This is a genomic window from Bradyrhizobium sp. JR4.3, assembly GCF_040547695.1.
Lineage (GTDB): Bacteria > Pseudomonadota > Alphaproteobacteria > Rhizobiales > Xanthobacteraceae > Bradyrhizobium > Bradyrhizobium canariense.
The window spans coordinates 1-11,160 of the sequence record NZ_JBEPQF010000072.1; the positions used below are offsets into that span (position 1 = coordinate 1).

The window sequence follows — 11,160 nt, forward strand, 5'->3', positions numbered from 1 at the left end:
TAAGAAAAATGCGTTATTGTCACACCATGCTGCGCGTCTTGGCAGTTTTTTCGATGACCCGTAGGTTGGCACCGTAGGTAGGCGGTAGCGCACTCGCTATCGAGCCAGAATTAGAACGAAGCTTCAATACGATAGTCGTTTGAATGTGGAGGATTGGATATCCTCTGGCTTTCTATGATTGAACTTCAAAAGCCTTAACGGCGGCAAGCTTCCCCAATCTGCCGGTTGAGCGGTCGACCAATTCGGGCTCCTGATCAACATGGAGACTGCGGAGCGCTCGACATCACCGTGCCACCCTCGTCGCTCACCATGGGATCTCCTCATGAGCGATGTAGGGACAGAAACGACAGCCACAGCCGTCGGACGGATGCTTCAAGAGGTATTTAGGTGCGACGAATTGCGAGGCTGTTCACATATACAGGCCAGACAGCATGCTATTGTCGGTGCGATAAGACCGAACTGCTTTGAATGGATATTCGAATGCGATGAAGTAGCCGAACCAAGGTTTGGCTCTGACATGCTGAAACTTTCGTACACACCAGGGTCCGGCCATGGAAATCAAGACTTGGCTGAGAAGGCTAGGGCTGGGACAGCATGAGTCCCTATTCATCGCGAATGCCATCGATTGCGATGTGTTGCCGCAATTGACAGAAGGCGACTTCGAAAAGATCGGCATCCCACTTGGCGACCGCAAGCGCCTGATGAATGCGATCAGTGCGCTTCCCTCCAGCCCTCCCTCGGCTGATGCGAATACTGCAGTTGCGCAGTACGCGGAACGCCGCCACCTCACGGTGATGATCTGTGACTTAGTCGGTTCGACCGCTTTGACGGCACGGCTTGATCCGGAAGATATGGGCGCCGTCATAGATGCCTATCACGCTGCTTGTGCTCGCATCACGCGCTCCTATGACGGCTTTCTCGCCGACTTTCGCGGAGACGGCATCCTTGCGTATTTCGGCTATCCCATTGCGCACGAGGACGATCCCGAACGAACGGTGCGAGCTGCACTGGATATCATTGCTGCCGTCGCACGGCTCGAAACCCGCGCAGGAGAACCTCTCGCCGTGCGTATCGGCATCGCTACCGGCATGGTGGTAGTCGGCGACCTGGGTGGCGAGGGTAAGCTTCGGGAGCATTCCGTGGTTGGGGGCGCTCCTAATATCGCGGCTCGCGTGCAAGCCTTGGTAGAGCCGAATACAGTGGTCGTCGCTGATTCGACGCGCCGTCTCCTTGGCGATATCTTTAATCTTCGCGATCTTGGGGCCCACCAGCTCAAGGGCATCAACGCGCCCGTCTGCGCGTGGGCCGTTCAGGGCCTCTCCGCTTCCGAGAGCCGCTTTGAAGCGGTGCGTCCGGCAGAGCGCGCCCATCTCATCGGCCGCGATTCCGAGTTGGAGTTCCTGTTGGAACGTCAGCGTTTGGCTCGCACCGGCGAAGGCCAGATTGTTCTCATCTCCGGCGAGCCGGGTATCGGGAAATCGCGCCTAGCAGCCGCTCTGGCTGAGCGTGCAGCTAAGCATCAACCACAGATGCAATTTCGTTATCAGTGCTCGCCCTATCACGCCAACAGCGCACTTCATCCCGTGGTCGAGCATTTGGAAAGGAGCGCCGGGTTTAAGGCGGACGATACGGCCGAGATGCGGCTTGACAAGCTGGAGGCGCTGCTCGCGCTGAGAGCGCCGCAAGTTCAGACGGTGGTACCCCTTTTTGCCGCGCTGCTATCGATTCCGTGCGAGGATCGTTATCCGAAACTGCAGCTAAGCCCCGCCCAGCAGCGTCGCCGAACGCTTGCCGCGCTCCTCGATCAATTCGAGAGCCGTTCGCGCAAACAGCCGATCTTCTTGCTCCTCGAAGATGTTCAGTGGGCCGACGACACCACCCTCGAATTGCTCGACCTCGTCGTAGAGCGAGCCCGACAGTTGCCTATTCTTGCGCTGGTTACCTTTCGACCAGAGTTCGAGCCTCCCTGGACTGGTCTTGCAAATGTCGGAAGCCTGATCCTCGGACGGCTCAACCCAGATGATGTCAAAGGTGTGGCCACGCAGGTGGCTAACGGTCGCGCGCTTCCGATCGACGTGATGAAGGAGATCGTCACAAAGACTGACGGAAACCCGCTCTTTGTGGAGGAACTCACAAAGGCTGTCATCGAAGCAGGCATCCTGGTTGAATATCAGGATCGCTATCAGCTCAGGGGGCCGTTACCGCCTTTCGCCATCCCGGAAACCCTCCATGACTCCCTGATGGCGCGGCTCGACCGCCTGCACTCGGTGAAGGAGATCGCCCAGATCGGTGCCACCATCGGTCGCGAATTTTCCTATTCTTTGATGCTGGCTGTGGTAGCTCGAGAGGACACATGGTTGCAGCATTCCCTCGCCGAACTCGAGGAGGCCGGACTTATTTTCCGCCAAGGTGAGCTGCCGGATGCAATGTACAGCTTCAAGCACGCATTGGTCAGGGATGCGGCTTACCAAAGCCTGCTGAAGAGACGGCGACGGCAACTTCATGCTCAGATAGCTCGCGCCCTAGAGAACGGATTCAAGGATGCCGTCGTGAACGACCCTGAAATCCTTGCGCACCATTTCACCGAAGCCGGCATGCTCGAGCAAGCGACGGACTATTGGCTCAAGGCTGGAAAGCGCGCGCTCGGCCGCTCTTCCAATGCCGAGGCTGTAAAACATCTCACGCGAGGAATGGAGCTAACCCAGCAACTGCCGAGCTCGCCACAACGGGACCGCAAAGAATTAGATTTCTATCTGGCCCTTGGGCCTGCAGTTGCCGCGACTGAGGGTGATGCCGCGCCTGAAACGTCGCGGGTCTTCTCACGGGCTCGCGCGCTGCTTGGCGAAAGCGCCAGCCTAGAAGAACGGATGACGATCCTGTGGGGCAACTACCTAGCCCACTTCATGCGCGCGGAGTATGGCTCAGCGCTGGAGGACGCCCGGCACTGCCTCGCGTTGGCCACAGAGTATGAGCATCCCGGCGTGTCCGTCCTAGCCACACGGTTCATTGGGCAGTCGTTGCATTTCACGGGTGCCTTCGCCGATGCACGCCAACACCTCGATCGCGCCCTCGCACTATGCGCAACCAATCCAGCCACGATCTCGACCTATCGCCGCTTCGGAGTCGATGACGCGGTGAATAGCCTGGCGTGGCTCTCGACGACGCTATTGGTCCTTGGCTATCCTAAACAGTCTACAACAATCGTCGAGCGCACAGAGACTCTTGCCCGAACGAGAGAACAAAGCTTTACGACAGCCCTGGCTCTGGGGAACATAGCCGTTTTGGGCACAATCGGCGGCAACGCAAAGCGCGCCTTGGCTCACGCCGACGAGGCGATATCGCTCAGCATCGAGCATGAATTTGCGGCAATCGAACGAAGAGCACGTTTTTTCCGTGGAGCACTGTTAGCCCAAGCAGGAGACCTTCAAGTCGGGATTGAACTGATGCGCAGCGCCTTGGCGGCAACTTACCGCAACTCTGAGCGATGCCGCCGCACTGTGTACTTGGGCCATCTCGCCTTCGCCCATGCCCAGCTCGGAGAACCTGAAGTCGGACTCCGTCTGCTGGACGAAGGCGTTCAGCTGGCCGAAGCAACAGGTGAGAGGTTCTTTGAGGCCGAGCTGTACCGTCTTCGGGGCAGCATCAACCTAATACTCGGGAGGCGTGACCAGGCAGAGGTCGAACTGAAGCGAGCAGTGGCCATTGCGCGGCAACAGCAAGCCCGCTGGTGGGAGTTGCGTGCCTCGATCTGCCTCGCGCGGCATTGGTGTAACGAAGGCAGATATTTCGAAGCTACGTCCCTCGCAAAACCAATATACTCTTGGTTTACCGAAGGTCGGGATATGCCCGATCTGGAAGATGCCAGGAATCTCGTGGACGAATTAAGCTCAATTTCAGCACCGAAAGAGAAGCCAGATCACGGCAAATGCTAGCCAACGCCGCCCAACATCATGGCCGGCGCAAATTGATTAGCGCCCGATCAACGCCTGCCCTTCGACTGCTTTCGAGACTTCCGACCGGTTCGTTCAAGCTTGCTAAGGGCGCTCTCGACATCCTTGATCGCCTTTTTGAGCTGATCCTCACGCTTCCCGAGAATGGTTTTGAGTTCTCTCCGCTGCTTGGCGGTCAATGTAGTAAAATCGATCACTTTCGTAAATGCGATGAAGGCCATTGCTAACCTCACGATGATGGTGGTCGTCAGGCGGTGATCACTACGTGCAAGGCAACAAACTACAATATTCTCCAATACGACCTTTAGTCAAACGGCATTTCCACAATACTCAATTGGCTTTCTGTCCACGGAGCATCCGTCGAGCGTAGAATAGATCGTCGCGTCGCACCTCGCGAGCATAAAGTCGCTATGTCACCTCCCCTTTTTCTTCTTGAGCTGCGTCGTTCGCGGCGGGCGCTTCGTTGGGGCAGGTCGGGCGGACTTTGCAGCCGGAGATTCGTGCTGTGGCGTTGATCGTAGCAACAAGCCACGCAGCGTGGCAAACTGGTGCTGATCCAGCTGATTGGCGAAGCTGTCGAAATTAGCAGCGTCACTGCCAAGCTGGCTCAGCCAAACAAACGCATTGTCCAAGGTCCGCAGCTCAGGCGTCTGATATGACAGCAGATCGCGGTAATAATTGGCCGAGTCGTCGCAAAACAGATCACGCGCGATTCCGTTTACCAGCCGCCGCACTCCATACTTTATACCCGTGATGGCCGCTCCTGATATGCCGTGGCTCAGAAACGCTCCGAACGTGAAGTTGTGTATTCCTCTAAGGAACGGAGCGGCGCCGCGGTGCCGCTCCGTGAATTCAAAGGTGTCACCCAAATAGGGATAGCGTGCGAGTGACTCGCTTTCCTCGCCCGATGGAGGCGTGAAGCGGTCGCGCCAAAGGGCTATTTGTTCAAAAAATAGGGCGAGCTCGGGACGCGCTGAGAGATCCGGTTCGACACCGCTCGCAAAAATCATGAAGTCGAATTCGAATCTGCGATTCCTGCTTCGAACCCTTGCAGTACCGCAAGCTTCGTCGATGGAAGTCCATGCGCAGTCGGGGTGCCAGGCGAAATTCTCAAACTCGCGGCATCGCCAATAAGCGTCTTGTGTGGGGGGGACCGGAAGCTCGTCAAGAATGTGGCGCATGAACCGCCAGCGGTCCAGGTCCGTCAGCTCACCGAAGTGGCCCAACATACCGGCAAAATTCATCCAAGTGAGTGGGTTGACCCGCGGCATCTCCGAACGGCGGAAGCAAAGGTCTACTCGCGCCGCGCCCGCCTCAAGCGCGAGAGCTGCGTTGTCAAAGGCCGATGCCCCGGCACCAAGGACGCCAATGCGTTTTCCCGTAAGCTTGCGAAAATCGATATCATCGGCCGAATGTGCATAAAGATCTTTCGACAAATCAGCGACCAGAGACTTAGGAGCGGCCCACCTGCCACTTCCCTCAAAGCCTGTCGCAAGAATGATCTTTCTTGCATATACCCGCTCAATCCCTTCGGAACGACGAAGATGGGCAAGGAAGATACCATGCGCCGGTTCAATCAAGATTAGTTCGACCTCGTTCTCAACCGGGAGATCCAGAACGTCTCGGTACCAATCCAGATAAGAACGCCATACCTCCTGAGGGAGGGTATCTATGCGACCCCATGCTCGCCGCCCAAATTTTTCCTCGTACCAGGCCCGTACCGTTAGACTCGGGACGCCGAAATCAATTCCAGTCACCTCCTTCGGCGTGCGCAACCGTTCCATCCGAGCGAAATTGCGCCAAGGTCCTTCGAAACCGCGTGGGCGGCGATCGATGATCCTGAAGTTTGTTATGCGCTCAAGCCTCAAACCGAACGCGATTCCCAGTCCGCTCTGTCCAGCGCCGACAATCAGCACGTCCAGAACCGGTACTCCGCCTACAAATCGCGGGACTGTCCACTCCCGAGCCGGATAGTCCAAATAAGTCAGCTCGCGTCGAACGCGCTTCGTGAGTTGGGACACGCTCATGGGACGTTCCTGCCGATGCGCTCTTGTAGACGTGATGTTTGCATGCTTGCAGTTCGGCTTAGTTCTGTCCCTTTATAACAGGTCCGAGTGCAGAAAATCGACCGCCCGACTGCCGTTGGGTTTTGCACGCACCGATTTTGGCCCGCTACACAGCGGACTACTTCTTCTGCGGTCACTCAATGCTGGTCCACGTGACATCGAGCCATCATTTGCCTCCGATCGTGAGACACGCAACATCGACATTCACCGCGCGTATCCGTGACGATCCGATCGTTAACGGACCGAAAGACTCAGGCTAGCTCGCCAGCAGGTAGCCCCTCGAGCGGCGAGCTTAGTTGCGGTCCTGACGAGGTCCCTGCCCGCCAATCGACATAGTGCCGAATTGCACGGGTCCATTCATAGCTCGTCACCGTAGCTTTTTGCGCGAGCTCCGCCCGGATCGTCAAAACTTGCAATGAGTTCAACGTTTTGGCTAGCGTTGAGCTCCGGGAACGGACATCATCGGCGCCGGTCAGGATGTCCAAGATGGGCCCAGAAGCCGAAGTGCATGGAAATGAGACCGCCTCCGATCACGCCTTGAGTGGAGACGTGGAATATTCCTGCACAGGTTCGAGCAGAATTCATCTGGTAAGCGCGACATCCTTGAAAGAGGCGACTAGCGCCCTCTCCAGCTTTCCCCTGATGCCGCAGAGAATCTCGTACGCCGCCGCGCGTGGCATTGTCACCTTGTACGGCCGGTGTTCGATCAGCGCCGCAAAGATATCCGAAATGGTCAGAATGCGCACGATGTCGGTGATGTTCTCGGCGCAGAGGCCGTCAGGATAGCCGCTGCCATCGAGATATTCGTGATGATGCCGCACCGCATCAAGGACTTCGGGTGAGATGTCCCCGTGCCCCTTCAGCACATCGTAACCCACCGCCGGGTGGGTTTCGACCAACGCTCGCTCGTCGTCGTCGAGGCGTCCTGGCTTGTCCAGGATCGCCAAGGGCACCCTCGCCTTTCCTATGTCGTGGAACATGGCAGCGGTGGAGAGCCGTTCAAGGTCACTTTGACGGAAACCGAGGCTGAGGCCGAAATCGACCGCGACGCCGGTCACGAGCAGGCAGTGCTGGAACGTTCCCTCGTGATGGCGCCGCACCGTGGCCAGCCATTCGGATAGCCCATGCTCGGAAATCCGGTTGGTGATCTTGCGTCCGGCCTCTTTGGGACCGGCGACGTCGACCCGCTCCCCGAGGGTGATGGAGGTGAACATCGACGCAATCGCGGTTGCTGCGGCCTCAACCGCATTGTCAGGCTGCGAGATGCCGCTCGTCGACCCAGTCTCTCCGCCGGCTGGATCGGCCAAAGCGGCCAGGAGCTTGGCCGGCTCGATCTTGCCAGACAACACCAACGTTGCGCCGAGCGCATAAGCTTGCGAGATGCAAAAGTGGGAGGTTTGCTCGACAAGGAAGATGCGCTTCTTTGCTATGGCGAACCGGGCAGCTCTCTTTTTCAGCGCGGCAATGTTTGCGACCGCCCGCAGGTCGGCACGGACGACGACCGCGGCAGCAGCGTGCGGAAGCTTTGCTTCTACATCGAGCCGCTCGCCGGCAACGGTGAACTGCCCTCCAAAAAGCGAGCAGAGCCCGAAGAGCTTCTCGGAAGTGTCGGCCAATACGTGCACGAGCATGACTGGTGCCTTCGTTCGTGGGGTGCCCGGCTGAATGGCCTTCGGTGGTCCAAGGTCATTGGCTCACTTGGATAACACCGCTCGCTCAAGTTGGTTTGTGCGCGCCTCTGTCGCTCGCTGTCGTTTGGGCCTTCTTGCCATTTGCTTGGACAAAGTGGACGCCAGCCGTGGTTCCGTCGATCCAGACCAGCTCGCAACGTCGATAGGCCAGTCCCGTCGACGACAGCAGCATGAAGAACTCCTTGGCCGAGAGAACATCGAGCGACCCTTCGACTTCGATCTTGGCGCCGGTGTTCGAGATATCGAGCAAGACGCAGCTTCGGCGCCAGGTGCCGTCGGAGCCCATCAGGTTCACGGGCTGTCTGTTGTCCATGCGCACCCGAGACGCCTTGCGACCGTCGAATTTCATTGGTTTCCTGCCGATCTTGCAGTGCGACCGTGGGCGCCCGCGGAGATTTCTCCCCAACGAACGGACCATTGGCTGGTCGAGAGATGAAGCGTTTCAAACAGCAACTGAGCTCGTGCGCATTCGCCTAGTGAAAGCCCCGCGCCGCGAGTGTTGAGGACCGCCAGCGTGGTCTGCCAATTCAAGCGCGATGCCCGGCACGCCATAACCGGGCCTTCGTAACCGGACTCTGCCATAACCTGCTCGATGGCCTCAATCGGTGCTCCCGACAGCACCGACAAGGCCGTGAACAGGTTCGCTGTCTCACGCCGGATCGCGAACCGATTGACAGTCGAGTCGTTCAGCTTTCCGCTCCGATTGAGCGATATAATCTCCGGCCTCGCAGCGGCGTACTCAGTGTCGCAAGGTCCCTTCGCTGTCGCTAATACTTGCGAGCAAGCGTTTGCGTTGGAAGCCTTAGGCGCCGGCCGTGGCGATGCCGACAGCAGCTCCCGAACCACCATGTCCGGGGTGTCTGGCCTCAGCGTCAGCGCTTTCGTGATCTCGTCGTCCTCCACAGCCCTACGGATCAAGTTGGCATAGGCCGCGCCCGAGAATTCAGCGCCCGGATTGCCGATGATGGCCAGACAAGTCTTGCTGCTGCCGCGCTGCAATATTGCCTCAGTCACTGGGCTTTCGATTCTGCGCCGGCCAGCAATGGCGAGACGGTGATCCTCGCTGCCGGACGTCGCGATCGCCACGAGATCGGCCGGCGACAGGGCGGGAGATTTCAGAAGGATCGGGACTGCGACCGCCGGATCGTTGCACGAGGCGAGACGTCGCAGGGTCTTCATCGGAGCAGTACCCAGCTCGGCGAGCGTCGTGCTGAGCTCGGCGAGCGTCCCCGGCGCAATCCACGGTGCTAAGCGAATTAGAACGTCGTCAAGCAGGCCGACCTGCGGCTCTTGCAATCGGTTATTACCGTCGACGAGCAGCTCGGTGGTGCGCCAGAGCATGCGCGCACAACGTTCGGATGAGCTCCTCGCGATGGTGGCATCCAACTCAGTAATGAGATCGGCCGCAGAAACTGCCCTCATTGGCTGGCCCCAAATTCATTTTAATATCGCCACGTCAAATCAAACGTATTACGCGCGGAAGTTGTTAAGATTCCTTTATATGCCAAATCGTTACATACGAGAGGCTGTTATTATTCAACTGAACGGCGGTCATGACAAAACAAAGCCCGGCCGGAGATCGAGTCCCGGCCGGGCCTTGTTGAAGACTGAGCTGTTGGAGAAGGACGGCCCAGTGTCGATACAATGGACAGGCTCGCCCGCGCCTACCTTGATCTACGTCAAGGCACCCCTATCAGAAGGCGCGCTCGATTCCACCGCATGAAGAAGCCAGACCTGGCATTGTGCGCCACGGTCCAACGCAAGGAGCAAGCCATGATAAATCTGAAAGTTCTTGGCGCGTTCGTTATTGCGGCATCCGCCCTGTCCAGCTCTGCTGCACTGGCCCAGGCGGCTCTCTCCAATCCGGACGAATGCCAAGCTGAATTCGCCAACTGCACGGGTCTTGGAACCGGGACTACCCCCGTCTATCGATATCGGCGAACGGCGCATCGCCATCCGGTGGCGGCGGCTGCAACCGTCGGCGGCTGGAGCAATTCCTACGCCATGTCCGGCGGGATGGGGTACGGCGGCGGGATGGGGTACGGCCAGAACGGCTGGTACGGCAACTGGAGTTCGTATGCTACCCGCAACGGCATCACCTGCAGGCCCGGCACCAATTTCAAGGGTGCTGACGGTCTCCAGCATCTCTGCCAATAGGTGATCCGCTAGAGGCTAAATCAGGCGGGCCCAAGTGGCCGTGTGACTCTTGGCCCCAAACCCGACACGCATCCTGTCGGGTTTGGCGTCCTAGGGCAAAGCGGACGCTATTGAGTACACATGTTAAGCCGCAGCCTGCTCATCCCCGCCTATGGCCGCGTTCAGCGCAGCGACCGCCGCACGAACCTCCTTGCCCGCCATCCTTGCCGCATATTGGCCTGCAAAGCCGAGATATTCGCCTATCTCGCTTAAGGTGCTGTCGGACGACGACGCCATGTCGAGTATCGCGCACACCTTGTGGCGCAGCTGGCCGCGCAAGGTCTCGGTATCCAGCGCGCGAGCCAACTCCGCTTGGGCATCCGGCATCTCAGCATCCCAGCTCCCGGTGTCGGCCTTGTCGCTGCCCGATGTCGAACCTCGCCGAACCGTTCTTCGGGGCCAACCCAGGCATGCCGTCCCAGATCTTAACGAGCTTGTTGCCAATCCAGCGCGCCCGTTTGTTTTCGACCGCCCAAATCAGTTGCTTCGCGCTGACGTCCACCATCTCGCGGTCCATATTCGGAAGTACAGGCTGCTCGCCGCTCTCGCCTTCATCATCCCGCACCTCATTGTCGTTGGCGGCGATACGGGGCGGAGCGTTCAAGTCTCGCCAGAGCCGGAGGCCCACGAATGTGGCCTCATCACCCTGGCGCTTGCACCACGTGATGCAGCCAGCAACAGAAATTGCTTTTTCGAGCGAGCTAAGCCTGAAGTCTACCGTCCCAACTGGGCTGGTATCGATGACTACAACCTTGTCTTTATGCGCATCAACAGTACTCCGCTCCTCACCGTCTATTACGATCTCAAGCAGGTCGCGGGCAATCAGGCCTGTCTGACAGTATGAACCGCCCCGGGTTTGCCGGAGGCTATTTGGTTTAAGTTATGCCGCCATGGCCGGTTGTTCCAGCATGGTGTAGTAGCGTTGCTCGGCTTCGGCTGGCGGGATGTTGCCGATGGGCTCCAGGAGCCGTCGGTTGTTGAACCAGTCCACCATTCCAGGGTCGCGAACTCGACGGCCTCGAAGCTGCGCCATGGCCCGCGCCGATGGATCACCTCGGCCTTGTAGAGGCCGTTGATGGTTTCGACGAGAGCGTTGTCATAGGAATCTCCGACACTACCAACGGAAGGCTCGACGCCAGCTTCAGCCAAGCGCTCGGTGTACTTGATAGAGACGTATTGGGCGGATTCAAACGGTCGTCGCAACACCAGGAGTTTGGAGGTTGCGATGAACGTTGTAAGGCGCAGATCGGCGCGGTC

At 58.4% G+C, this 11,160-nt stretch carries 9 protein-coding genes and 1 pseudogene; 3 read left to right on the forward strand and 7 right to left on the reverse strand.

Annotated elements, in window-relative coordinates; translation table 11 throughout:
* Positions 1-551: 551 nt before the first annotated feature.
* The gene (locus ABIB91_RS41180) at positions 552-3,932 is read left to right on the forward strand and encodes an AAA family ATPase (protein WP_354172850.1); all 3,381 of its coding nucleotides are present in this window, start codon (positions 552-554) and stop codon (positions 3,930-3,932) included.
* A gap of 47 nt (positions 3,933-3,979) precedes the next feature.
* Here ABIB91_RS41180 and ABIB91_RS41185 read toward each other — a convergent pair whose 3' ends face one another.
* The 5 genes from ABIB91_RS41185 to ABIB91_RS41205 all read right to left on the reverse strand — a co-directional run bounded on the left by ABIB91_RS41185 (position 3,980) and on the right by ABIB91_RS41205 (position 9,129).
* A complete protein-coding gene (locus ABIB91_RS41185) occupies positions 3,980-4,171 on the reverse strand; it encodes a hypothetical protein (RefSeq protein ID WP_009859246.1) in 192 nt (63 codons plus the stop codon).
* Positions 4,172-4,363: 192 nt separating this feature from the next.
* Positions 4,364-5,977 (reverse strand): NAD(P)-binding domain-containing protein, encoded by a 1,614-nt coding sequence (locus tag ABIB91_RS41190; protein ID WP_354172852.1) that lies wholly within the window; start codon positions 5,975-5,977, stop codon positions 4,364-4,366.
* A gap of 620 nt (positions 5,978-6,597) precedes the next feature.
* Entirely contained in the window at positions 6,598-7,647 is a 1,050-nt protein-coding gene (locus ABIB91_RS41195; RefSeq protein WP_354172854.1) for an HD-GYP domain-containing protein, read from the reverse strand.
* Between the two features lie 85 nt (positions 7,648-7,732).
* Positions 7,733-8,056 (reverse strand): PilZ domain-containing protein, encoded by a 324-nt coding sequence (locus ABIB91_RS41200; protein WP_354129095.1) that lies wholly within the window; start codon positions 8,054-8,056, stop codon positions 7,733-7,735.
* On the reverse strand, positions 8,053-9,129 hold the full coding sequence (locus tag ABIB91_RS41205; RefSeq protein WP_354172857.1) for a DUF2336 domain-containing protein: 1,077 nt from the start codon (positions 9,127-9,129) through the stop codon (positions 8,053-8,055). The genes ABIB91_RS41200 and ABIB91_RS41205 overlap by 4 nt, the downstream gene beginning before the upstream one ends.
* A gap of 351 nt (positions 9,130-9,480) precedes the next feature.
* Between ABIB91_RS41205 and ABIB91_RS41210 the strand changes: the two genes are divergently transcribed.
* Positions 9,481-9,864: a hypothetical protein gene (locus ABIB91_RS41210; protein ID WP_354172863.1), complete on the forward strand. Its 384-nt coding sequence runs from the start codon at positions 9,481-9,483 to the stop codon at positions 9,862-9,864.
* A gap of 123 nt (positions 9,865-9,987) precedes the next feature.
* On the opposite strand, the gene ABIB91_RS41215 is transcribed toward ABIB91_RS41210, so the two are convergent.
* Complete coding sequence (locus ABIB91_RS41215) at positions 9,988-10,230, reverse strand: hypothetical protein (RefSeq protein WP_354172859.1); 243 nt, start codon at positions 10,228-10,230, stop codon at positions 9,988-9,990.
* A gap of 28 nt (positions 10,231-10,258) precedes the next feature.
* On the opposite strand from ABIB91_RS41215, the gene ABIB91_RS41220 reads away from it, so the two are divergent.
* On the forward strand, positions 10,259-10,747 hold the full coding sequence (locus ABIB91_RS41220) for a hypothetical protein (protein WP_354172861.1): 489 nt from the start codon (positions 10,259-10,261) through the stop codon (positions 10,745-10,747).
* 36 nt (positions 10,748-10,783) lie between these two features.
* Here ABIB91_RS41220 and ABIB91_RS41225 read toward each other — a convergent pair.
* Positions 10,784-11,160 (reverse strand): annotated as a pseudogene (locus ABIB91_RS41225) (integrase core domain-containing protein); the annotation flags it as partial.

Excerpts from the sequence above, each read along its gene's own strand:
- ABIB91_RS41180 (WP_354172850.1), top strand. The coding sequence starts at position 552 with ATGGAAATCAAGACTTGGCTGAGAAGGCTAGGGCTGGGACAGCATGAG.
- ABIB91_RS41185 (WP_009859246.1), bottom strand. The coding sequence starts at position 4,171 with ATGGCCTTCATCGCATTTACGAAAGTGATCGATTTTACTACATTGACC.
- ABIB91_RS41190 (WP_354172852.1), bottom strand. The coding sequence starts at position 5,977 with ATGAGCGTGTCCCAACTCACGAAGCGCGTTCGACGCGAGCTGACTTAT.
- ABIB91_RS41195 (WP_354172854.1), bottom strand. The coding sequence starts at position 7,647 with ATGCTCGTGCACGTATTGGCCGACACTTCCGAGAAGCTCTTCGGGCTC.
- ABIB91_RS41200 (WP_354129095.1), bottom strand. The coding sequence starts at position 8,056 with ATGAAATTCGACGGTCGCAAGGCGTCTCGGGTGCGCATGGACAACAGA.
- ABIB91_RS41205 (WP_354172857.1), bottom strand. The coding sequence starts at position 9,129 with ATGAGGGCAGTTTCTGCGGCCGATCTCATTACTGAGTTGGATGCCACC.
- ABIB91_RS41210 (WP_354172863.1), top strand. The coding sequence starts at position 9,481 with ATGATAAATCTGAAAGTTCTTGGCGCGTTCGTTATTGCGGCATCCGCC.
- ABIB91_RS41215 (WP_354172859.1), bottom strand. The coding sequence starts at position 10,230 with ATGCCGGATGCCCAAGCGGAGTTGGCTCGCGCGCTGGATACCGAGACC.